This window comes from Paenibacillus sp. FSL E2-0178, assembly GCF_038593005.1.
Lineage (GTDB): Bacteria > Bacillota > Bacilli > Paenibacillales > Paenibacillaceae > Paenibacillus_AQ > Paenibacillus_AQ phytohabitans.
Window position 1 is genome coordinate 857,160 of the sequence record NZ_CP151953.1, and the last position, 23,667, is coordinate 880,826.

Sequence of the window (23,667 nt, forward strand, 5' to 3'; positions counted from 1 at the left end):
TACACAGAGAAACAGCCCCCAGTTCTTCAAACCGGAGGCTGCTCCTACATATTCCCTACTAGTCCATTCCTTCAAGGCGCTGCCGGATCTTATCGCCGTAATCCATATAAGCCGCACTGCCGTCCAATCCGCGCTCCTGCAGCAGAACCTGCAGACGCAGGCGCTTGAGGGACAGCTTGGATTCCAGCTCCTTGCGCTCGCCGCTATCGCTGTTCCCGCTGCGATGGCAGGCGGCCAGCAATTCTTCCAGGGTTACACACTCCGCACGCAGAGAGACTTCCTCCGGGAGCAGCCCTGCATTCTTCATGATCTTGTAGGACATCCGCAGATCCTCAGGCACTCCCGAGAGATCCTCCAGTTCCAACGGCTTGCCATGCCCCGGCAGATTAGCAAACTCTCCGCTGCGCATGGCCTCCTGAATTCTCTGTTCTGCAAGCCAAGATAATATAGCCATACACACCGCTCCATTCGCCAGCACCTGCTGTTTGCCCTTATTTTAGCACAGGCGCTGATGAAATTCATTCCCGGTTTACCTTCTCCTTATGATAACCCCGCTCCCCGTAAGGAGACAGCTGCTCCAGCCATTTGGTCTCCAGCTCCGGCAGCATTTTGCGGTATTTCTTCAGTTCCTGTACATCTGCCACGAAATCCTCTTCAGGCTTAATCTGCTCCAATACCTCAAAACGGAATCCGGCCTCACCATATTTATTCCAATCGGCCTGCAGCTCCTTGTTGTCATGGTTGTTGATATCCAGCATGAACTTATGCTTGTTCCAGACTCCGTCGAGATTCAGGCTGCTTCCTACATACGCTTTGTCATTGCCGGTGTTTACAATTCTGTATACCCCCATCGGCCTGTGCGAGTGCGCATAATTATATCCCAGCTCTTTGCGTCTTGATTTATCCATTCTCTTGTCTCTCCTTCTCATCTGCGTTAGCCTATCTATTCTTCCATAAGCTTCTGCTATAATTTCACCCAGTAGCTGCTTCCATCATCTTCGCGGTCCAGCAGTCCGTAATCGATCAGGTAGCGCCGCAGCGTCACATAATCGGAATAAGCCGATTCCAGCACGGCGTTAATTTCTTTCTCACTGTACTGGCGTCCCGTCTCGAAACGCTGGATCAAATGCCGCAGAATTGCCGCTTTGCGTTTCTGTTTCTTCGGGAACTCTGATAAAGGGCCGTCCAGGCCCTGTTTGAAATAGGCACCCAATATCTCGCTATTCTCCTGTTCAGTAATGGCGAACCGTTCATCAACCATCACAGCCGTACGCGGAATACTGACAAAAGGGGATGAAGCCCCCGGCTTCTCTTCGGCCAGCTCCATTACAGCCAGGAATAGCCTGGCCTGCTTCACCTTCTCCCTAAGGGTGAACCGGTGATTGCGAACGGTGGACGTGCTGCCGATTCCCAGCTCTTTGGCAGCCTCAGCGTCACTGAGACTTTGACGGAAGGCCTGCAGCAGACCTTTCTGCAGCTCCGTTAATCCGGTCAGCTTCTTATCCAGCGTAAGCAGCCAAGTGAACATCCCCCCATGCGTGCTCTCTACATGCAGGGCTGCGAACCTCTCAGCTTCATAGAATTTGTCCCCATCCTTATAAATAATACCCTTCTCGAACTGCTCACCGCAGACCAGACAATGGAACACAGCCAGGTGTCCGTCACCTTCACACGTGTAGCCCTTCTTCAATACTGCAATGGAAGCATTCCAGAATTTCTCCGAAATCCGGATCGCTTCATTTCCTTCCGACAACTGGATCACCACATTCTTTGTTTGTTTTTATATAGACATAATATCATTACGTTTGTTATTTTACAACTATCTAATTAGATTGTTTGTTTAAAAAACAAAAACACTGCCAATCATGGCAGTGTCTCTGGAAACAGGAGGTGGTTATTTGATTAACCGTTCTATAGTGAATCCGAGGCTTGCTTCAGCAAGGAGGACAGCAGTTCATAATCGACAGTCTTGCCCTCCGTTAGCTTGGTTGTCAGGCGGTCTCCGCTTCCCGCTTCGAATTGCCCTTCAGGTACCTCCAGCGCTGCTGCATTGAATATAGAGAAGCTTACCCAGCCTTTGGCGGTGGAGATTACAGCTGCATATTTCCCGTTTTTGAGAAAATGCGGTTTGCCATACTGAATCCGTTCCGTCACGTCAGGGACCGTTTCGTGAATCACTTGACGCAACTTAGAGCATATCTCCGCTTGCCAGGATACTTTGATTTGAGCAATGAAATTTGTAACCTCTTCGTTCATGGAATCACCTTTTTCTGGAGGATGTGATGCAGGCTCTTACGGTTTGGCTATAGCAGCAATATCCCGGTTCTCCACAATATCACGGTCATGGCCCCGGCTCACAATATGAATCATTGCCAGTCCCATTTCCTGCAGAGTTACAGCATACCCCGGAAATAAGGCGCGAAGCACGGGGTACATCCATCCAATAGCATAATAATATTTATGTGTGCGGGTCAAGCCCGGAGTAGGCCGGATAAACCCCGGACGAAAGAAGTAGGCTCCCCGGAACGGCAGCTTGCGCAGATCATTCTCCGTCTTGCCCTTCACTCTTGCCCACATACTGCGCCCTTGTTCTGTACTATCCGTTCTCGATCCGGTCACATAGCAGAAGACCATGTCCGGATTCACGGCAGACAGCTGCCGGGCCACATGCATCGTAAGATCATAGGTCAGCCTGCGGTATTCCTCTTCCTTCAACCCGACCGAAGATACCCCGAGGCAAAAGTAACAGGCATTATAGCCCGCAAGCTGTCCGCTAATGCTGCTGAGATCATAGAAATTCTCATGAATGATTTCGGTTACCTTGGGATGGGAAATGCCGCAGGGGCGGCGGTTGATCTGCAGAATCTGTTCTACATCCGGATGCTTCAGGCATTCATGCAGTACACCCTCACCCACCATGCCGGTAGAGCCGGTAATGATTGTACGGATTTTGCCTCCGGCTGCTGCCGGTTGGGATGATTTCATATATTCGCCTGCTTTCTTTGTAACTATTAGCTCTAACCGCTCTGCGTCTTATCCTATCAATCCGCGGCAAAATCTGCAGAAGTGCTAAGCGCCTCCCAGCGTAAGGTTTCGGCCAGCTTGGCCTGATCGATCTCCTTGGCCATCCCTACAGCATCACTGCCCAGCAGCAGACGGAGCGGCGGATGGGCCTCTTCCACAATCGCCAGCATTGCCTGCGCCGCTCTGGCCGGATCTCCGGGTTCTTGTCCTGTGCGGCTCCGTACATGCTTCAGCAGTTGACCTACTGTGTCCTTATACGGTTCTCCGGGTTCTACATGACTCATGGAAGGCCCCGCCCAATCTGTACGGAATCCCCCCGGTTCAACAATAGTTACCTTGATTCCCAGCGGGGCAGCCTCTTTGGCGAGTACTTCCGAGAAGCCCTCCACCCCCCATTTTGCCGATTGATACGCCGCGAGTCCCGGAGCCCCTGCACGTCCGCCGATAGAGGATATCTGCAGGAAATGCCCGCTTCCCTGCTCACGCAGAACAGGCAGCGCTGCCTTGGTGACATGGATGACCCCCCATAGATTTGTCTCCATCTGTGCCCGGAAATCATCCAGAGAAGTCTCTTCGATTGCAGAGATATTACCATAACCCGCATTATTTACAACAACGTCCAGACGCCCGAACCGTTCAACTGCAGCTGCGATAGCCGCCTCTGTCTCCCCCGGATCAGTCACATCCAGTGTAACCGCGAATATTTGCCCGCCGTAACGTTCTTCCAGATCCGCAAGCTGCTGCGGATTGCGGGCCGTGGCCACAAGTTTATCCCCATTAGCCAATACAGCCTCAGCAAGGGCACGGCCTAATCCGCGCGAGCTTCCGGTAATGAACCATACTTTTGACATATCCTTTAACCTCTTTCTCTTATTTATTAAACGATCGTTCGTTCTTTTATAATCAAAAAAAGAAATTATCAAGCCTTAATCGCATCCCAGCTAAGCTTGATAATCTCCGAAAGCCTGTCCTCGTTAAATTCGCCGTTTCCTTTGAAATGCTCCTTGGCCAGGGCGGTGACAGGGAAATAACAATAGGTCAACAGCAGACTGGCGTCAAGCTGCTTCAGCACGCCCTGCTGCTTCCCGCGCCCGATATAATCATGCAGGGGCTTGAACATCAGCGCCATACTCTCATCAAGGCATAATTTCGCAAGCAGCGGAGAATTGCTGAACTGCTCCAGGAACAGGAAATAATCCCGGTTCTCCAGTAAGAAATCACGCAGATTCCTCATCATAACCGCCATTCCCTGCTGCACCGGCTGATCGGCCTCAAGTCCGTGTACCATATTCAGGCTCATCTTCTCTTTCACACGGGTATACAGCTTGCCGAGCATGTCCTCCTTATTCGCAAAATAAACGTAAATTGTTGATGGTGACACCTGGGCACGCTTCGCAATCTTGGACATTGAAGTGTCGGAGAATCCGATCTCATTCAACAGCTCCAGGGTTGCCTGAAAAATAGCTTCACTTTTATTCTCATCTTTATGTCTCATGAGGCTATAATAAACGATCATTCGATTATCGTCAAGCCGGCATAAAATAACCCTGTCCAGATCATGCGGATCTTGGGACAAGGTTATTTTCTACAATCTATTTATACAAGCTACTCAAGATAATAATGACTCCGCTCCATCAATAACAATCTGTGCACCGGTAATATGGATCGACTCATCCGAGGCCAGGAACGCCACCAGATCAGCCACATTCTCAGGTTTACCCGGACCGTCTGCGAGCGGCTGTGCACCTTCGGGGAATTCAATCGGAATCACAATCGATTCCACATCCTCATTGAACTCTGTGCTTTCATCGATATTCGTGGATATTGCTCCCGGGCAAATGACATTCACGCGGATTTTGAACTTGGCCAGCTCCAGTGCGGCCATCTTCGCAAACGCCACTTGGCCTGCCTTCGTTGTGCTGTATGGTGACCAGCCGAAGCTGGCGAATCTGCTGTTGCCGTTAATCGAGCTGGTGATAATGATGCTGCCTTTGCCTTTCTCCTTCAGGTGGGGAATACTGTATTTCAGCGTCAGGAAGGTACCCGTCAGATTAACTGAAATGGTTTTCTCCCAATCACTCAGGCTCAGCTCCTCAATCGGACCGACCGCTCCGTTAATGCCGGCATTCGCGAAGACAATATCCAGCCCCCCGAAATGCTCCACGGTCCTGCGCACCGCTTCTTCCATCCGGACGGCATCCGAAGTATCCACATCAATGGCTAATGCGCAGTCTTTGCGCAGCTTGTTCAGCTTCTGCTCTAGGATCGAGGTACGTTCATTCACCAGATCGAATAAGGCCACATTCGCACCTTCGCGTGCCATCTGAATCGCAGCCGCTCTGCCGATCCCCGAGCCCGCACCTGTAATTATGGCTGTTTTCCCGAGAAAACGCTGTTTTTTAGCTATATTTGGGCTCATATGTACACTCTCCTTCCGTATCGTCCATCTTCATGTGAATGGCTCTGTTTCAAGATTACCCATTTGAGCCTGGATTATAATCATTTTATGCAAAAATTGCACAAAACTTGTGCAACTTGCACAGGTTAATCACACCATTACATTAAGAAAGGACCCCACCATTGTGAGGCCCCGCCTGTTGTCTTTAATTATCCAGCCGCCGGACATCCACTTTAACAGTAAGGGTGCCCGCTACCCCGCGGTAGACGCCTTTGACCGGAACAATATCCTTGTAATCCCGTCCATGCCCAAGCTTGATATACCGCCAGCTGACTTCAACATTATTAGTCGGATCGAAGCCCAGCCAGCCCGTTCCCGGAATATGGGTCTCTACCCAAGCATGCGAGGCCTGCTCGAAATTGGCATTGCCTCCCTGCAGATCACCGACAAAATGATACCCGCTCACATAACGCGACGGCAGCCCTACACTGCGGCAGACGGCAATCATCAGATGCGCATAATCCTGACAGACCCCGCGTTTGAGCTTCAGCGCTTTTTTGACCGTTGTGTTTACACTGGTCGCTTCAGGGTCATACGTGAACTGTTCATAGATCGTTGAGGAGAGCTTCTTGGTCCACTCATACATATCCTCGGCTTCCTCAAAAGGATGCTGTGAAGCAAACTCCACCAGCTCAGGCGTCACCTCGGTATACCTTGTCGGCAGAATAAACTCCACATAACGGTTCTGGAACTTCTCGTCATTAAGCAGCTTTACCTGCTCCTCCAGCGGGATATGCGGCAGGTCCGCACCCTGGGCCTTGTCAAGCGTCACCACCGTCGCTTTGGTATGAATCACCATCTCGGTATGCGGCTTGTTCACTGAATAGGCATGGACGCGGTTGCCGAAGAAATCTTCATAGGTCAACAGATTGGCCGGCGGATGCACCTCCACCTCATGATGGTAACAGGATTGGCGGTAATTGGTGCGCGGCGTCAGTCTGACCTCATTGACACTGTCCGTCACCGGCTCCGAATAAGTGTAAGTTGTCGTGTGATTGATTTGGATCTTCATACCGAGACTCCTTCACGGCGAAAAAATGCACCCTCCATCGTTTTGCCGAGCTTCTGGCAGGATAACATCAGAGCCTGCAGAACATCCTCGACCAAGTCGCCAGACATTTCTTCCTTCTCCATATAGTCCAGCTCGGCTTTGATCTTCCCCGCCTGACGGATGACCTTCTCATGTCCCGAGCCCTTCTCGGAGCTATCCAGCTCCAGCTTAGCCAGATGCTCCTCCAGCTTATGGAAGGAGAATCTTATGGAACGCGGGAAATGCGGATTTACAATCAGGAATTCCAAAATGCACTCCGGTGACATATCATCCGCGTAATACCGGCGGAATGCCTGATACCCGCTCACCGATTTCAGCACCGCTTGCAACTGCGTATAGATCGAATTGATGTCCTTCGATTTGCAGGATACCGTTACTGCCTGAAGAATACGCGTTGTATTCTCGGCCCGTTCCAGGAACCGGCCGCTTTCAATGAAATGCCATTCGTTGCCGCGAAGCATCACCGACTGTTCTGCTCCGAGGAACATGGCGGCGCGTTCTTTGATCTGCTGATAGAACTGGTGGGGGCTGTTCATAATATCTGCTACTGACTGCTCGCCAAGCCACAGATTGAAGCTGTTGGCTATATCCCACAGCTCACTGGGCAAATGCTGGCGCAGGGTGCGCAGATTGTTCCTGGCCTGATGCACGCAGGAGAATAATGAATTCGTATTACCGAGATCCAGTGTAATGAAGGACAGCACATCCTGCTCGCCGAAGCTCTCGAACTGCTGCAGATATTCATTCCGGACACCAAGCGCATCAATCAGCCTCGACCACTTATGGCCCTCCGCCTGGAAATCCTCTTCCTGTTGAATATGATAATGCACATCGATCAGCCTTGCATGATTCTCGGCCCGTTCTATATACCGGCCAATCCAGAATAAAGCCTCCGCATTGCGATTCAGCATCGTAGCCACCCCTTCACCTTACATATTGATGCTGCATTATTGGTGAATCCATATTACGCTAGGCCATTACCCAAGTGTCCTTCACTCCGCCGCCTTGTGATGAGTTCACGACCAGCGAGCCTTCGCGCATCGCCACCCGGGTAAGACCGCCGGGAATCACATGGGGCTTGCGGTCAGCCCCCATTAGCACGAATGCTCTAAGATCAATATGGCGCGGCGCCATGGACGCCCCCGACAATACCGGTGCACGGGAGAGCGACATTATGGGCTGGGCGATATACCGCTCCGGTTCCGCCAGAATTTTGAGCCGGAAATCCACCAGATCCTGCTTGGTCGCCTCGCTTCCGATCAGCATGCCGTATCCGCCGGAGAGTGAGGTCTCCTTCACTACCATTTCGGACAGATTATCCAGCACGTACTGCCGCTCCTGCGGCCGGGATAACAGGTATGTCGGAACATTGCCCAGAATCGGTTCTTCATTGAGATAATAACGGATCATATCCGGCACATACACATACATGGCCTTGTCATCTGCGACGCCGGTTCCTGGTGCATTGGCAATTGCGATATTCCCGGCACGGTAGGCATTCATTAAGCCGGCAACCCCAAGCAGTGAGCTGGGCTGAAAAGCCAAAGGATCGATGAAATCATCATCCAGACGGCGGTATAGTACATCCACGCGGCGCAGGCCATTCATTTCCTTCAGGTAGATCTTATGGTCCTGGGCTACCAGATCCCGTCCTTCTACCAGGTGGATCCCCATTTGCTGGGCAAGAAAAGCATGCTCGTAATACGCAGAGTTATATTCACCAGGGGTCAGCAGAGCGATCACCGGATCTTTGGTGCGCGAAGGGGAAAGGCTGCGCAGTACCGACAGGAACCGGTTCAGGCTGTGATCCACATCGCGGATCGAGCTGGCGAACGATAATTCGGGAAAGAGCTGGTTCATAAGGGATCTGCCTTTGAATAAATAGGAGAATCCGGAAGGCGTACGCAAGTTATCTTCAAGCACATAATACTCACCGTCATGATGGCGGATCAGGTCGATCCCCGAGGTAGTAACGTACGCACCGCCAGGGACCCGAAGTCCAGTCATTTCCGGCCGGAAATAGCAGTTGGATATAATCATCCGCCGGGGTACAATCCCGTCCTTCACGATATATTGCTCATGGTAAATATCATGAATGAACAGGTTAAGTGCTGTAATCCGCTGCACAATGCCGGCTTCTAGCCGCTCCCATTCTGCCTTTGGAATGATCCGTGGAATCATGTCGAAGGGAATTGTCCGCTCCATCGGTTGATCCTGTGCCGGGTTGTAGAGTGTAAAAGTAATGCCTTCTTCCATCATCCGACGCTGCATCAGCTTCTGCTTGCCTTGCAGCTCTTCGGGGCTCATCCCGGAAAACATGCGGTTCACATGCTTGTAATGAGGCCGGATACTCCGTTCATCGGCATACATTTCGTCGTAAAAATGCTGCAATGGATACGGAGCTACACCGGGCAAAGGATCTAGTTTGGACATGAGCCCGACTCCTCTCGGATCAGTGTGGTGTGTAAAGTTTGTTGACAAATTAGCTTAATTTTTAGGAATTTATCATGAAAATATTAAATACTAACTTCATAATACGTAAATGATAATGTTCATGTCAATATATATAACAGCAAAATGGAGTTTATGAACCATCCCGCATGATTGGAATCGCTTCCTTTCTCTTAAAGGTGCCTTGGAGGCGTGCTAATGGGAATCATACATCAAATTGTATGCAGGAGCGTTGACAAGCAGTACTATTATGAATTTTTCATATGCTGTTATTTTATAGTGTTCTTGGTAAAACAACGGCCGTTCCTTCTATTTAAATGTGGGCGGGCTGCTTCATGCCTTAAAAAAGTGGGTTCGATCGCTTCATGCCTCAAAGAAGTGAGTGGGGCTTCTTCATGCTCATCACCTATGATGCGGACTGAAATTCAGCTATTCTTGCAAATTCCGGTGATTTGCGGAGCATTCGGACTGAGAATCCCTTATATGACTTCTGACGCCTCATTTTCAGCTCAAATGAACAGGATAACGGAATCTCAGTCCGCTTCACTATCATTAAGCGGTTTTTTCAGGAAATAAGCTCCTCTCAGTCCGCTCCCCATACTGGCTGCAGCTGCAGCTTCTTCTAACCTTACACTGACATCTACACTTTCACTCTCACCTTTACCTTTACCTTTACCTTTGCCTTCCACTTCCACTTCCACTTCCACTTCCACTTCCACTTCCCCCATGAAACTGGTTCTTCGAATGCTAAACTTCCTTATTTCCGGATTTTCAGATTTCCAGATTTCCAGATTTCCAGATTCAACTATACCTTTTTCACAATTCATGCAGTCTATAGTTTCCCATACGAACAAAATCACCCTAACGGGTGAATCAGCCTGAGCTATGCAGCCTGTACAGCTGATGTAGATTTTAAGCCATCTCACATTGCTCTATTCTGATTGCTTCCGGGGCAGAACCTGGTGAAATCGAGTGCACTTATGCTCTTCATTTTTGCCTGCCGCCCACTTTTGGCGGATTCAGGGGCACTTTTGCCCCTCATTCCTGCCTGCCGCCTACTTTTGGCGGATTCAGGGGCACTTTTGCCCCTCATTCCTGCCTGCCGCCCACTTTTGGCGGATTCAGGGGCACTTTTGCCCCTCATTCCTGCCTGCCGCCCACTTTTGGCGGATTCAGGGGCACTTTTGCCCCTCATTCCTACCTGCCGCCCACTTTTGGCGGATTCAGGGGCACCTTTGCCCCTCATTCCCGCCTCCGCTCACTTTCAGCTGAATCAGAGGGATTTATCCCTTTAATTTCCTCCTACCGCCCACTTTCGCCGGAATCAGAGGGATTTATCCCTTTGATTTCCTCCTGCCTCCCACTTTCAGCGGAATCAGAGGGATTTATCCCTTTGATTTTCCAAGCCTCCAACTTCCGGGGATTCTGTGGAATTCCGGATACAAGAACACATTCGTCCTTCAGACGGACCTGCTCCAATTTCCAGAAAAGCTTATCCACAACTGACGAATATCGTAATTTCCTATACAACAAAAAAGCCCCCAGGGCATTTTCGCTCCCTGGAGGCCTTATAGATTACGTTCATACTGGTGCAGCAGGAGTTGAGACCCGGATATTACGCTTGTCCTTCGGTCTCTTCCTCTTCGGAGATCATGCCTGCGAACAGGGCATGCACGAACTGGTCGGAATCAAACGGCTGGAGGTCTTCCATCTTCTCGCCCAGACCCACCAGCTTCACCGGGAGATTCATCTCCTGGCGGATGGCTACTACAATTCCGCCCTTCGCGGTGCCGTCCAGCTTGGTCAGCACCAGCCCGGTCACGCCGCTCTTCTCTCCAAACAGCTTGGCCTGGCTCAGTGCATTCTGGCCGGTCGTTGCATCCAGCACCATCAGTACCTCATGCGGGGCACTCGGTATTTCGCGCTGAATGACCCGGAAGATTTTGTTCAGCTCTTCCATCAGATTGCTCTTGTTCTGCAGTCTGCCGGCGGTATCGCAGATCAGTACGTCTACGTTACGCTGCTTGGCAGCCTGTACCGCATCGAACATAACAGCTGCCGGGTCAGAACCTGCCTGCTGCTTGATCACATCCACGCCAGCGCGCTGGCCCCAGACCTCGAGCTGTTCAATTGCACCCGCACGGAAAGTATCGCCTGCCGCCAGCAGTACTTTCTTGCCTTCCTGCTTATAACGGTGCGCCAGCTTGCCGATCGTTGTAGTCTTACCGACCCCGTTCACGCCGACGAACAGAATGACTGTAATGCCGTCCGGATTCTCGTTCAGACTGTTATCGTCATCGCCTCGCAGCAGCTCCATCAGCTTGCGGGATAGAATCGGCTGCAGCTCTGCAGCATCCTCGATCCGCTTCTGCTTCACTTCGATGCGAAGCTCTTCTACCAGATTCATTACTGTATTGACGCCAACATCGGCACCGATCAGAATCTCCTCCAGCTCTTCATAGAATTCTTCATCTATCTTTTTGCGGCGGATGATCAGATCAGAGACCTTCTCAACGAAGCCCTTGCGGGTCTTCTCCAGGCCGTCGCGGAATTGTTTCGTTACGCTTTCCGTTTTGCCGGAGATGCTTTCTTTCAGTTTCTTAAAAAAGCTCATATTGTTCCTCCTAAAAGTTTGTGAGCATTAACTTCATTGATTGGCTTCGAACAAACCCGCTTCGTAAGCATCTGCCTAAGTTTGTGAGCATTACCTTCATTGATTTTGCTTCGAGCAAACTCGCTTCGCAAGCATCTGCCTATCAGGCGATTTCCGCCTCTTCATCCTCCAGCCGCACCGATACGAGCTTGGATACGCCGCCTTCTTCCATTGTCACGCCATAGAGAACATCGGCTTCCTCCATCGTTCCTTTGCGGTGGGTGACTACGATAAACTGCGTCTGCTCCGAGAACTCGCGCAGATATTGGGCGAAGCGCACGACATTGGCTTCATCCAGCGCCGCTTCCACTTCATCCAGTACGCAGAACGGTACCGGCTTAACCTGAAGGATCGCGAACAGCAGCGCCATAGCGGTCAATGCGCGTTCCCCGCCGGACAGAAGCTGCAGGTTCTGCAGTTTTTTGCCCGGAGGCTGAGCAACAATATCAATCCCCGTATCCAGCATATGCTCCGGATCAAGCAGCATCAGGTCTGCCCGTCCACCACCGAACAGCTTTGAGAATACCGTGCCGAATTCACGGCGGATAGCATCAAAGGTCTGCTTGAAGCGTTTGGACATTTCCTCTTCCATCTCATGAATGACATGATACAGTGTAGTTTTGGCTTCGACCAGATCGTCTTTCTGTCCGCTAAGGAACGTATAGCGTTCATGCACCCGCTGATACTCTTCAATGGCGCCCAGATTCACCTCACCCAGTCCGGAGATGCTGCGCTTCAGACGCTGTACTTCCATCTGCGCTGCAGGCACATCCTCGGGAACCGGATAACGCTGCTTAGCCAGCTCATAGCTTAGTTCATAATCATCGCTCAGCTTGCGCAGTATATTATCCAGCTCTACATCCAGCCGCCCGACGGCAACCTCTGTTGAACGGAGCTTGTCTTCAACCACTTTAAGCGCCTGCCGCTGGTCTTTGGTCTCTCCTTCGGCCAGTTCCAGCTTGCGAGAGATCGCGGTGCGGTCGGCACGGGCCAGGTCGAGCTTCGCTGAGGTATCTTCCTTCTTGAGCCGTAAGCTGTTCACATCTTCCTTCTGCTTCACAGCTTCGCGTGTATTCTCTTCCAGATCCTGCTCGATGGTCATCAGCAGGCTGCGGCTCTGCCGCAGCTCTTTCTCCTGCGAGCCGGCATCCTGTCGCATACGCCGCAGCTGCTCCTCGAGGGAGAAAATCTCCTGGTCCAGCTTCCCTTCCGTAACCTTCATGCCTGTCAGCTTACCCTGCAGCTCTTCCTTAGCGGTTTCATTTGCCTTACGGTCGGATTCGGCGTTCCGGATGGCCTCATGAGCTTCCTTCTCTTCCTTCTCCAGCCGTGCAAGCTCCGCCTCCGCCTGCTTGCGGGTCTCTTCGAAGCCGCGGACCTCATTCTCGAATCCGCTGCGCTCTGCGCCCGCACCCTCTACCTGCTCCTTGACGTGGCGAAGCTCCTGCTCCAGCTGCTTCAGATCACCGGATACCCGCTGCTCTTCCAGACGTTTCTCGTCACCGTCATGCCGCAGCTCTTCCAGCTTCTGAGCCGCTTTGTCCTGCTCGGTGCGCAGACGGAGGATTCCCTGCTTCAGCTTGGCAATCTGCTGCTCGCTCTCTTCAATCTCGCCGAACAATTGGTCCAGCTGCCGTTTGCGGCTGAGCAGACTATTGTTCTTCTTATGCTGGCTGCCCCCGGTCATCGAACCGCCGGCATTGACAACATCTCCTTCAAGCGTTACGACTCTGTACCGGTATTGGCATTTGGCTGCAATGCGGTTCGCCTGCTCCAGGCTCTCAGCGATAACCACATTCCCCAGTAAACTCCCTACAATGCTAGAATACTTCTCCTCGAAACCAACCAGCTCAGAACCGATTCCGACAAACCCCTCGGCACCTTCCACCATACTGCGGTCACTGCCGGTAATCTGCCGGGGCCGGATGACATCCAGCGGCAGGAAGGTCGCCCGTCCAAGCTGGCGCTGCTTCAGGAAAGCAATCGCCTGCCGGGACACAGCTTCGTTCTCCATAACAACATGCTGCAGTGAAGCGCCCATGGCCGTCTCAATAGCCATTTCGAGCTTCTCCGGAACGGAGATTAGTTCAGCAACCGCGCCGTGTACACCGGTTAACTGTCCTTTACGGGCACCTTTCAGCACTTCCTTAACCCCAAGCATGAAGCCGTCAAAATCATCCTGCATTTCCTTCATCGTCTCATGCCGGGAGACCTGGGCTTCGCGTTTCTGCTCCCATTTACGCAGGCCGCTTTGCGTTTCCTCCAGCAGCTTCTGCCGCTTACCGGTCTGCTCGCTCTCCGTAATGTACGCACCGCGCAAAAGGCCGATTTCCTTGCCGAGTCCGGCAATCTTATCCTTAAGCCCGCTCTGGGCAGAGGTCAGCTCCTCCAGCCGGGCTGTCCATTTGCCGCTCTCTTCCTGGCTGCGGCTCATCCGCTTCTCCAGGCTCTCCTTCTGCTGATCCGCATAGCGGATTTCATTGCGCGCCTGAGCCATCAGGTTCATCAGCTCGAGCAGCGCGCTCTTCAGCTTCTCTTCCTTGCTCTGGCTGATGCCCCCGGCAACACCCTGCAGCCGGGATTCTTCATCAGCCAGCTGCAGACGCAGTTCCTCCAGCGCCTGCCGGGACTGCTTCAGCTTATGCTCAAGCTCGGCAAGCTCACGCTGCCGTCCCTCCGAACGCTCCCCTACAGAACCCAGGGTCTGCATCAGCTGTTCGCGGTTGTTCTCCAGGTTGCGGCGGCGTTCCTTGAGCAGCTCTCCGTAGCCTTCGCTCTTCTCATTCGCTTCACTGTAATGCAGAAGCTGCTCCTGCAGCTTCTCCACTTCCTGCTCCAGGCTCCGCAGCTCGGCACGGCCGCTCTCCAGCTTGGCGTCATGGGCGGAGACTACCGTTGACAGCTCCAGCTGTTCATCCTTCAGCAGCTCTAGCCGGGCATTCCCCTCCTGCCAGGCCGTATGTATGCCTTCAATCTGATGCACATATACGGAGATCTCCAGATGCTTCAGCTGCTCACGCAGTTCCTTGTAACGGATAGCCTTCTCAGACTGATCCTTCAGCGGCCCCACCTGATCCTCAAGCTCACTGATCAGGTCATGAATCCGCAGCAAATTCTGCTCGGTCTCGTCCAATTTGCGTCCGGCGTCTTTTTTGCGTGATTTATATTTAACAATCCCCGAAGCCTCTTCAAAAATCCCCCTCCGGTCTTCAGAACGGGTACTGAGTATCTCTTCAATCCGGCCTTGTCCAATAATCGAATAAGCCTCGCGTCCGATCCCGGTATCCATAAACAGCTCTGTGATATCCTTCAGCCGGCAGGCTTGCTTATTGATTAAATATTCACTTTCTCCGCTGCGGTGCACACGGCGGGTAACCGTAACCTCGCTGAAATCCAGCGGCAGTACATGATCCTCATTATCCAGCGTAAGGGAGACCTCGCCGTAATTGACCGCTTTGCGGGCATCACTTCCGGCAAAGATAATATCCTCCATTTTACCGCCGCGCAGTGATTTGGCACTCTGCTCGCCAAGCACCCAGCGTATGCCGTCGGAAATATTACTTTTGCCGCTTCCGTTCGGGCCGACTACGGCCGTAATTCCGCGCACAAATTCCATTTCCGTTTTGTCGGCAAATGATTTGAAGCCCGCTAATTCAATCCGTTTCAGAAACATAACTCGCCTATCACCTCTAACCCATTATACCATAGCGTTTCCTTGCCTAGAATCGTCAAACTCCAATCCGGGCACCCTGTTACATCTATCATTTCGAAAAAGAGCAGCAAAAGTCTGACTTCCGCCTAAACGCCGGCATTCAGACCATTGCTGCTCTACTCCGCTTGCTCAGCTTTGCTGTTCAAGTCTACCTCAGGCACCGTCTTCCTTCAGACGCAATAACGCCGCTGCGGCTGCCTGCTGTTCCGCTTCCTTCTTGGAGCGGCCGCTGCCGCTGCCCAGCGAACGGCTGGCCATGAACACTTCAGATACGAATTCACGCTCGTGCGCCGGTCCGCGTTCTTCAATAATCCGATATTCCAGCGTACCCATGCCATGATGCTGTATCAGTTCCTGAAGCTCAGTTTTGAAATCGCTCATCTGCATTTGCAGCTTACCATCGGTTTCGACCAGCGGGAAAACGTGATTATCCAGAAACTTCCGGGCCGTTTCCAGTCCCTGATCGAGATAAAGCGCTCCCACGAAGGCTTCAAACACATCGGCCAGCAGAGCCGGGCGGGTACGCCCGCCCGTAAGTTCTTCCCCTTTACCCAGCAGCACAAACCGTCCGAAACCGAGCGTCTCGGCAAACCGGACCAGCGACGGCTCGCATACAATAGCGGCACGCAGCTTGGTCAGTTCACCTTCAGGCCTGTCCGGGAGCAGATTGTACAAGTATTCGGACACCGTAAGCTCCAGCACAGCGTCACCCAGAAATTCCAGGCGCTCGTTGTCCTGATGCTGATTGAAACGGTGTTCGTTCACATAAGATGCATGGGTAAAAGCCTGCTTCAGAAGTACAGGATCGTGAAATTGGATTTGAAGTTGGCTTTGTAACTGCTTCAGGTCTCCTTTCACTGCACTGTCCCCCTACTTATTATATTTTTTGAGTATAACAGTCGCGTTATGGCCTCCGAATCCGAATGAATTCGACATCGCGATATTTAGATCCGCTTTGCGGGGCACATTCGGAACATAATCCAGATCACAATCCGGATCAGGGTTGTCCAAATTAATCGTAGGAGCAATTATGCCCTTCTGCAGCGAAAGACCGCAGATAATCGCTTCCACACCGCCGGCAGCGCCAAGCAAGTGGCCTGTCATTGATTTGGTGGAACTGATTGCTACCTTGTACGCGTGCTCACCCAGAGCTTTCTTCACAGCCGCGGTTTCCGACTTGTCGCCTACCGGTGTAGATGTACCATGCGCATTGATGTAATCGATATCCTCCGGATTAATTCCGGCATCGCGGATCGCCATCTTCATGCAGCGTGCTGCACCGTCAGGATCTGGCTCCGTCATATGATGGGCATCGGCACTCAGGCCATAACCAATCACTTCGGCGTAAATCTTGGCTCCGCGTTTCTCTGCATGCTCCAGAGATTCAAGAATCAGGATTCCTGCGCCTTCACCCATAACAAAACCATCACGGTCAACATCGAACGGGCGGCTTGCCTTCTGCGGCTCGTCATTGCGGGTGGACATGGCTCTCATTGCACAAAAGCCTGCCATACCTGTAGGACGGATGGTTGCTTCTGCACCGCCGCAGATCATCGCATCCGCATCACCACGCTGGATCAGGCGGAAGGATTCGCCAATGGAATGGCTACCTGTGGCACAAGCGGTTACCGTCGTTGTATTCGGCCCTTTGGCGCCGAGATTGATCGACAGCTGGCCGGAGCCCATGTTGGCAATCATCATTGGAATGAAGAACGGGCTGACCCGTTTCGGGCCTTTTTCCAGCAGCAGATTGTGATTGTCTTCCCAAGTACCCAGACCGCCGATACCGGAGCCGACAGAAACACCGATACGCTCAGCATCGATATCTTCGCCAATCTTCAGTCCGCTGTCCTTCAGGGCATCTTCGCCGGCAGCAACCGCAAATTGCACGAAACGGTCCATCTTGCGGGCTTCCTTACGGCCGAAACGTTCCTCAGCATTGAAATCCTTGACCGAAGCCGCGATTCGCGTAGTATATTCACTGACATCAAAAGCTTCAACAAGAGATACTCCGGATGTACCGCTCATCAGACTGTCCCAGAACGTTTCCAGATCCTTGCCCAGCGATGTCATCACTCCCATACCTGTAACAACCACTCTTTGACTCAAACGCGTTCACCCCATCTGTAGGCTGTAAATACTTCCACAACATGTAAAAGTATTCCGGCCAGAAGTCTATATAAACTGCAGTCGCCGCAAGATTAACCAATCTGCGGTTCTGTTATTTTCCCCATAAAGATGCTCATGCACCCTTTGCTGCTGCCCTTAAATTACCTTAAAATGAGGAGAAGTCCCGCCCTGGCAGGAACGGGACCCTCAATCATATGACTCTAGGTATGAGATTGTATGTACTTCACAACTTCACCCACGGTCGTAATACTCTCTGCATCTTCATCAGAGATTTCCATATCGAATTCATCTTCCAATTCCATAACCAATTCTACTACATCAAGAGAATCAGCACCTAAATCATCTTTGAAAGACGCTTCTAATGTTACCTCAGCTTCATCGGCACCTAAGCGGTCGATGACAATGCGTTTTACACGCTCCAATACATCGGACATCCGGTTCACCTCCTCTTTTGGTATTATACGAGATATGAAGTCAAAATACCATAGAGCACAAAAAACGCTTTCTGGCCGCCTCTGCTCTCTTCCCCCGTAATGATCTAACGCTAGCGTTACCTTACATGTACATTCCGCCATCCACATGAAGTGTCTGGCCTGTCATGTAGGCTGCCCCTTCCGAGGCCAGGAATACCGCCGTATTAGCAATGTCCTCCGCCCGCCCAAGCTTAGCAAGGGGAATGCCCTTAACCAGCTCACTGCGGACTTCATCGGACAGCTCACGGGTCATATCGGTATCGATGAACCCCGGCGCAATGCAGTTCACGGTAATTCCCCGTGAAGCCAGCTCGCGTGCCGCGGATTTCGTCATCCCGATAACCCCTGCTTTGGCAGCCGTATAGTTCACCTGACCGGGATTACCCGTCACACCCACGACAGAGGAAATATTGATGATCCGGCCGTAACGCTGCTTCATCATCGGACGTGTCGCTGCCTTCAGGCAATTGAACACACCCTTCAGATTCGTCTCGATGACCTGGTCGAATTCTTCCTCTTTCATGCGCATAATCAGATTATCCCGGGTAATGCCGGCATTATTCACAAGAATATCAATTTTTCCCCAAGTGTTAATAACCTCTTTCACGAGGTTCTCAGCCTGTTCGCTATTACCGACATTCCCTTGCAGAGCAATTCCTTCCGAGCCCAGCTCCTGAATCCGGGCTACAGTTTCCTCTGCCGCCTGAAGGCTGCCCGAGTAGTTCACGGCAACCTTCACGCCCTGCTCCGCCAGTGCCAGTGCAATTGCGCGGCCAATCCCCCGGGAACCGCCGGTAACAAGGGCGGTCTGACCTTTGAGTGCTGCAAACATTTCCAGTTGTCCCCCTTCAATAATCATGCCGCTATTCTCATGCCAAGCGGATTACCAGCCAGTCTGAGCGCTCCCCAGACTGTTGATATTCACGAGCTTAACATTCTTGTCAATTTTGCGGATCAGGCCTGCCAGCACGCTGCCGGAGCCGATCTCTACAAAAGTGTCCACGCCGTCTGCAATGAGCCATTCCACGCTGTCCTGCCAGAGTACAGGAGAGAATACCTGCGCTACCAGCAGATTACGAATCTCTTCCGGATCCGTAACCGGGGCAGCTGTGACATTGACGATTACCGGCATAACAGGAGCATTAAAGGTTACTTTCTGCAGCTCTGCAGCCAGCTGTTCAGCTGCTTCCTTCATTAATGAAGAGTGGAACGGGCCGCTGACCTCCAGCGGAATTGCCCGTTTGCCGCCTGCTTCCTTAACACGCTGCACCACTTCATTCACGCCAGCCACGGTGCCGGAAACCACGATCTGTCCCGGGCAGTTGACGTTAGCCAGCTCAACGGAATTGCCAGCCTCTGAAATACTGCGGCAAAGTTCCGAGAGGGCCGCACGGTCTGCGCCAAGTGTAGCAGCCATAGCCCCTTGTCCTCCTGGTACAGCTTCTTCCATGAATTGTCCGCGCAGACGTACCAGCCGCACTGCATCCTCATAAGAGAGGACCCCGGCGGCTACAAGAGCGCTGTATTCACCAAGACTGTGACCTGCTACATAATCAGGCGTTACCCCTAAATCCCGCAGTGCTTCCAGATAAGCCACACTGGCTGTAACCAATGCCGGCTGTGTATTGACAGTCTGCTTAAGCTCGCTCTCAGGTCCTTCAAATATAAGCTTACTTAGCGGAAATCCAAGTACTTCGTCACCCTTTTCAAATACTGCACGGCTCTGCGGCAGGGCTTCATATACATCCTTACCCATACCAACTGCCTGTGCACCCTGACCGGGAAAGACAAATGCGATTTTACCCATGATGCTAAAAGCTCCCTTCCCGTTAACAGCGGCTCCTCCCGCCTTACGCCAGGATAGAACCGCTTCGTTCTGTTAGTATTGCCCTGTTCTTTACCAGATCAGTACGGAAGCTCCCCAGGTGAGTCCGCCGCCGAAGCCGACCATAAGCACAGTGTCGCCTTCCTTCATCCGGCCTTCCTCTGCTGCTTCCACAAGTGCCAGCGGAATGGATGCCGCTGAAGTATTCGCATATTTATCAACGTTGATGACACATTTCTCAGGCGGCAGATCCAGACGCTGCATCGCCGATTGAATAATCCGGATGTTGGCCTGGTGAGGCACGAACAAGTCGATATTCTCCTTGGTCAATCCTGCTTTGGTAAGCACACGTTCCGTAGCCGTGCCCATCACGCGCACTGCGAACTTAAATACTTCACGGCCGTTCATATAGATGAAATGCTTCTTATCTTCTACCGTCTGCTGGGAGGCTGGCAGACGTGAACCGCCTGCTTCCATCTTGAGCAGGCTGCCGCCGGAACCTTCAGCGCCAAGATCGAAGGACTGGAAGCCGCGGCCTTCCGGAACTTCACCTACGATGACTGCGCCGGCACCATCACCGAACAGTACACAGGTGTTGCGGTCTGTATAATCCGTGATGCGCGACAATGTGTCCGCACCGATAACAAGCGCATTGTTATACATGCCGTTCTGGATAAAGCCGGTTGCCGTAGCCAGACTGTAGACAAACCCGGAGCAGGCTGCCGACAGGTCAAAGGCCGCAGCCCCTTTCGCGCCCAGCTTGTCCTGAAGAATACAGGCTGTGGATGGGAAAGTGCTGTCCGGTGTAACTGTGGCCACAATAATAAGATCAAGCTCTTCCGCCTTCATGCCAGCGGATTCCAGTGCCTTCAGCGCTGCTTCATAAGCAAGATCGGATGTGGCTTGTTCCGGAGCGGCAATATGCCGTTCACGGATTCCTGTACGGCTGACAATCCATTCATCGTTTGTGTCAACGATCTTCTCCAGATCGCTGTTGGTCAATATTCTTTCGGGTACATATTTACCTGTACCAATGATTCCTACCGGACGTAATTGTTTCATATCGTCACTCACTTCCCGCTAATTTCTCTGGATATACTGGCTACCAGATCCGCCTGCAGCGCAATCCGGGCCTGTCTTACCGCATTCTTCACCGCGTTGCCGTCGGAGGAACCATGCCCCTTCACGACTAGACCGCTAAGACCGAGCAGCGGCGCTCCGCCGTGCTCCTTATAATCCATTTTGCCCTTAAGACTTCTAAGCTCCGGCATCAGTATGGCTGCGCCCAGCTTAGTCTTAAGCGATTTGCTGAATTGCTCTTTGAGCAGAGCGAACATGGCCCCTGCCGTTCCTTCCAGCGTCTTCAGAAGGATATTGCCGGCAAACCCGTCACAGACCAGCACATCGCAGGCTCCGGTGAGCACATCCCGCGCCTCCACATTGCCGACAAAATGAATTCCTGTCAAAGCTTCAAGCAGCGGATAAGCTTCTTTGGTCAGCTCATTCCCCTTGCCCGGCTCAGTCCCTACGTTCAGCAGGCCTACCCGGGGCTTCGCAATACCATGCACCTTATTGCGGTATATGCTGCCCATCAGGGCATATTGGGCCAGATGCTGCGGCTTGGCATCCATATTGGCACCCAGGTCCAGGGCTAATACGCCGACATCATCCAGCGTCGGTATCATCGGTGCCAGGGCAGGACGTTCTATACCCTGCATTCTTCCCACAACCAGAAGCCCCGTAGTCATAAGTGCTCCGGTATTGCCTGACGAGATCATGGCATCGGCTTCACCTTCGCGCACCATCCGTCCGGCGACTACCATGGACGAATCCTTTTTACGGCGGACCGCCTTCACCGGCTCCTCATCGGAACCGATTACATCCCCCGCATGACGCACCGTCACATTAGACGGCTTGTTCTTCAGCAGCGGCGCAAGTCTGGCTTCATCACCGACCAGCACGATCTGCGTATCACTCCACTCCGCTGCAGCGGCCAGGGCCCCTTCTACATTACACTCAGGAGCATTATCCCCGCCCATGGCATCAATGGCGATCAGCACTCCGGTTTCCCCCTTCGCTGTACTCTTCGATTGCAGAACGGTACACTACAAAATGGCCTTGAAATACAAGTTCTTCTCCAACATATGTAAACACGTCCACCTCAGCTTTGCCGTTCCGGCCCGCAAGCGAGCGTACCTGCGCTTTGGCGATACATTTCTCACCCAGCCGGACCATGCGCACGAACCGGATATCGGCTGAAGCGGTCAGGGCAATTTCATCATTGATAACAGCAACTGCCAGCGAATTCGCCTGGCCGAAGACATAGTGGCCGCGGGCAATTCCGTTTCTGGAGAAGACATGCTCTTCACGGATCTCAAAAATTGAAATCCCGCTCCGGTCCAGCTGCAAATCGACTATATCACCAACCACTTCGTCGACAGGCAGCGAGCGGACCTGATCATAGGAGTGCTCTGCCATTTGCTTCATCCGTTCACGCAGCTCCGGAATCCCCAGCTCCATCCGGTCCAGCCGGATCGTCTGAATGCTCACCTTCAGCTGGCGGGTCAATTCCCGGTCCGTTACAAAAGGATTACCTTCAATGATGGAGAGCAGCTGCTGCTGCCGTTCTTTCTTGGACAACCGTTCGATGGCGACTCACCTCCTGGCACATGCCTTTAATGAAAAGCATCCGGCCGCAAGAGTGGCCGCTTGTAGTTATAACTCTCTGTTCTTAATTAACAATTAGAACCAGGTACTAATATGTAGTATAAAGCATGACGCCGCAAAAATAAAGCTTTGACTTGAAAACTCGCGCAAACCCGCGGCGGGCTTGGAGATACGGTGCAAGAATCAGAAGGAAACTATCATGTAAAGCATATAAATTCATATATCCCCAAAAAAATAGCACTTCACCGGCAGATGAAGTGCTACTCTTATATGCAAATATGCAAACTATTGTTTGATGATCTCTCTTGCTTTGTATGTTCCGCAAACTTTGCATACGTGGTGAGCCAGCTTCAGCTCTCCGCATTGTTCACATTTCACCATACCTGGAACTACCAGTTTAAAGTGAGTACGACGCTTGTCACGGCGTGTCTTAGACGTTCTGCGTTGTGGTACTGCCATGTTAATCAACCTCCTGATTTTGGTTTTGACCCGTAATAACCCGGGATTTGTTCTTAGTTATCTTGCTTGGTAAAGAATCCTTTCAACCCAGCGAGTCTTGGATCGATCACTGTGTTGTCGCAACTGCAGGTGCCTTCGTTCAAGTTCTGTCCGCATTTCTGACAAAGACCAAGACAGTCTGCCTTGCACAATACCGAATCCGGTAAGTGCAGTACGAAATTTTCTTCCACATAGGGGATAAGATCCACAATCTCATCCTTGATGTAAATGAGTTCCTCACCTTCATCTTCCGGAAGAATTGGCTGTTTAAGCCACTTGAAAGTCTCAGCGAAAGGAATGTTCAGCTTACTGTTAACCTCCGTGAGACAACGTGAACATAACATGTCCACTTCTCCACTCAGCGTTCCCACCACGTTCACACTATCGGTTCCCGCGGGCAGCGCTTTAAGGTCTACTGAGAGTGGTGCAACAGCAAGAATATCCTTGCGCCCTTTGACAACCTCACTGACATCCACAACATCGTGAAGGATCAGGGGCTCGTCGGCATTCGCTAATTTGCGAAAGTGAATGTTCATAGTTATCACTCCAAACAAACAAAATTTATTATACCTATTATTACCGGACTTTGTCAACCATTTTTCCTTTATATTGTTTCAGGCACAGAGACAATTTATGATATACATAAGTTTAATGCAAGAAATCTGCAAAAAACGGGAAGGAATGAGCCTGAATCCGGAACCCGGATCGTCAGATATCCCAGAATA

At 51.8% G+C, this 23,667-nt stretch carries 24 protein-coding genes; all 24 read right to left on the reverse strand.

All coding sequences use genetic code 11. The features are described from left to right. Positions 1-58: 58 nt before the first annotated feature. The 24 genes from MHI42_RS03575 to MHI42_RS03690 all read right to left on the reverse strand — a co-directional run bounded on the left by MHI42_RS03575 (position 59) and on the right by MHI42_RS03690 (position 23,478). Positions 59-454 carry a DnaJ family domain-containing protein gene (locus tag MHI42_RS03575; RefSeq protein WP_342422791.1) on the reverse strand — a complete coding sequence of 132 codons (396 nt, stop codon included), beginning with the start codon at positions 452-454 and terminating at the stop codon, positions 59-61. Between the two features lie 64 nt (positions 455-518). Continuing rightward, positions 519-908, reverse strand: a complete 390-nt coding sequence (locus tag MHI42_RS03580) for a GIY-YIG nuclease family protein (protein ID WP_171719337.1) — start codon at positions 906-908, stop codon at positions 519-521. Positions 909-964: 56 nt separating this feature from the next. Next, positions 965-1,759: a DUF2087 domain-containing protein gene (locus MHI42_RS03585; protein WP_342424682.1), complete on the reverse strand. Its 795-nt coding sequence runs from the start codon at positions 1,757-1,759 to the stop codon at positions 965-967. Between the two features lie 152 nt (positions 1,760-1,911). After that, positions 1,912-2,256, reverse strand: a complete 345-nt coding sequence (locus MHI42_RS03590) for a DUF1801 domain-containing protein (RefSeq protein ID WP_342422792.1) — start codon at positions 2,254-2,256, stop codon at positions 1,912-1,914. Between the two features lie 36 nt (positions 2,257-2,292). Further along, the gene (locus MHI42_RS03595) at positions 2,293-2,985 is read right to left on the reverse strand and encodes an epimerase (protein WP_342422793.1); all 693 of its coding nucleotides are present in this window, start codon (positions 2,983-2,985) and stop codon (positions 2,293-2,295) included. 56 nt (positions 2,986-3,041) lie between these two features. After that, positions 3,042-3,875 carry an oxidoreductase gene (locus MHI42_RS03600; RefSeq protein WP_042136927.1) on the reverse strand — a complete coding sequence of 278 codons (834 nt, stop codon included), beginning with the start codon at positions 3,873-3,875 and terminating at the stop codon, positions 3,042-3,044. 68 nt (positions 3,876-3,943) lie between these two features. After that, on the reverse strand, positions 3,944-4,519 hold the full coding sequence (locus tag MHI42_RS03605) for a TetR/AcrR family transcriptional regulator (protein WP_171719647.1): 576 nt from the start codon (positions 4,517-4,519) through the stop codon (positions 3,944-3,946). Positions 4,520-4,633: 114 nt separating this feature from the next. Beyond that, complete coding sequence (locus MHI42_RS03610; RefSeq protein ID WP_042136926.1) at positions 4,634-5,443, reverse strand: SDR family NAD(P)-dependent oxidoreductase; 810 nt, start codon at positions 5,441-5,443, stop codon at positions 4,634-4,636. A 184-nt stretch (positions 5,444-5,627) separates the two neighbouring features. After that, entirely contained in the window at positions 5,628-6,494 is an 867-nt protein-coding gene (locus MHI42_RS03615; protein ID WP_039307438.1) for a transglutaminase family protein, read from the reverse strand. Then, the gene (locus MHI42_RS03620) at positions 6,491-7,444 is read right to left on the reverse strand and encodes an alpha-E domain-containing protein (RefSeq protein WP_171719335.1); all 954 of its coding nucleotides are present in this window, start codon (positions 7,442-7,444) and stop codon (positions 6,491-6,493) included. Before MHI42_RS03620 ends, MHI42_RS03615 begins: the two co-directional genes overlap by 4 nt. 58 nt (positions 7,445-7,502) lie before the next feature. Further along, the gene (locus MHI42_RS03625; protein ID WP_042136925.1) at positions 7,503-8,966 is read right to left on the reverse strand and encodes a circularly permuted type 2 ATP-grasp protein; all 1,464 of its coding nucleotides are present in this window, start codon (positions 8,964-8,966) and stop codon (positions 7,503-7,505) included. 551 nt (positions 8,967-9,517) lie between these two features. Continuing rightward, on the reverse strand, positions 9,518-9,838 hold the full coding sequence (locus MHI42_RS03630) for a hypothetical protein (protein ID WP_342422794.1): 321 nt from the start codon (positions 9,836-9,838) through the stop codon (positions 9,518-9,520). 761 nt (positions 9,839-10,599) lie between these two features. After that, positions 10,600-11,598, reverse strand: coding sequence for a signal recognition particle-docking protein FtsY (ftsY, locus tag MHI42_RS03635; protein WP_042136924.1), 999 nt, complete (start codon positions 11,596-11,598; stop codon positions 10,600-10,602). Between the two features lie 142 nt (positions 11,599-11,740). After that, on the reverse strand, positions 11,741-15,310 hold the full coding sequence (gene smc, locus MHI42_RS03640; RefSeq protein ID WP_171719332.1) for a chromosome segregation protein SMC: 3,570 nt from the start codon (positions 15,308-15,310) through the stop codon (positions 11,741-11,743). A gap of 192 nt (positions 15,311-15,502) precedes the next feature. After that, positions 15,503-16,207 (reverse strand): ribonuclease III, encoded by a 705-nt coding sequence (gene rnc, locus MHI42_RS03645; RefSeq protein WP_039307426.1) that lies wholly within the window; start codon positions 16,205-16,207, stop codon positions 15,503-15,505. Between the two features lie 12 nt (positions 16,208-16,219). Beyond that, complete coding sequence (fabF, locus tag MHI42_RS03650; protein ID WP_171719331.1) at positions 16,220-17,458, reverse strand: beta-ketoacyl-ACP synthase II; 1,239 nt, start codon at positions 17,456-17,458, stop codon at positions 16,220-16,222. Positions 17,459-17,679: 221 nt separating this feature from the next. Then, positions 17,680-17,913 (reverse strand): acyl carrier protein, encoded by a 234-nt coding sequence (locus MHI42_RS03655; protein WP_039307421.1) that lies wholly within the window; start codon positions 17,911-17,913, stop codon positions 17,680-17,682. 121 nt (positions 17,914-18,034) lie between these two features. Beyond that, entirely contained in the window at positions 18,035-18,784 is a 750-nt protein-coding gene (fabG, locus tag MHI42_RS03660) for a 3-oxoacyl-[acyl-carrier-protein] reductase (protein ID WP_039307455.1), read from the reverse strand. Positions 18,785-18,835: 51 nt separating this feature from the next. Then, complete coding sequence (fabD, locus tag MHI42_RS03665; RefSeq protein WP_171719330.1) at positions 18,836-19,759, reverse strand: ACP S-malonyltransferase; 924 nt, start codon at positions 19,757-19,759, stop codon at positions 18,836-18,838. Between the two features lie 90 nt (positions 19,760-19,849). Continuing rightward, the gene (locus MHI42_RS03670) at positions 19,850-20,839 is read right to left on the reverse strand and encodes a beta-ketoacyl-ACP synthase III (protein WP_144026103.1); all 990 of its coding nucleotides are present in this window, start codon (positions 20,837-20,839) and stop codon (positions 19,850-19,852) included. Between the two features lie 8 nt (positions 20,840-20,847). Continuing rightward, on the reverse strand, positions 20,848-21,837 hold the full coding sequence (plsX, locus tag MHI42_RS03675; protein WP_342422795.1) for a phosphate acyltransferase PlsX: 990 nt from the start codon (positions 21,835-21,837) through the stop codon (positions 20,848-20,850). Further along, complete coding sequence (fapR, locus tag MHI42_RS03680) at positions 21,821-22,417, reverse strand: transcription factor FapR (RefSeq protein ID WP_039307413.1); 597 nt, start codon at positions 22,415-22,417, stop codon at positions 21,821-21,823. Before fapR ends, plsX begins: the two co-directional genes overlap by 17 nt. Positions 22,418-22,729: 312 nt before the next feature. Continuing rightward, entirely contained in the window at positions 22,730-22,903 is a 174-nt protein-coding gene (gene rpmF / locus MHI42_RS03685; protein ID WP_019911234.1) for a 50S ribosomal protein L32, read from the reverse strand. Positions 22,904-22,956: 53 nt separating this feature from the next. Further along, positions 22,957-23,478, reverse strand: a complete 522-nt coding sequence (locus tag MHI42_RS03690; RefSeq protein WP_171719327.1) for a DUF177 domain-containing protein — start codon at positions 23,476-23,478, stop codon at positions 22,957-22,959. Between the last annotated feature and the right edge of the window lie 189 nt (positions 23,479-23,667).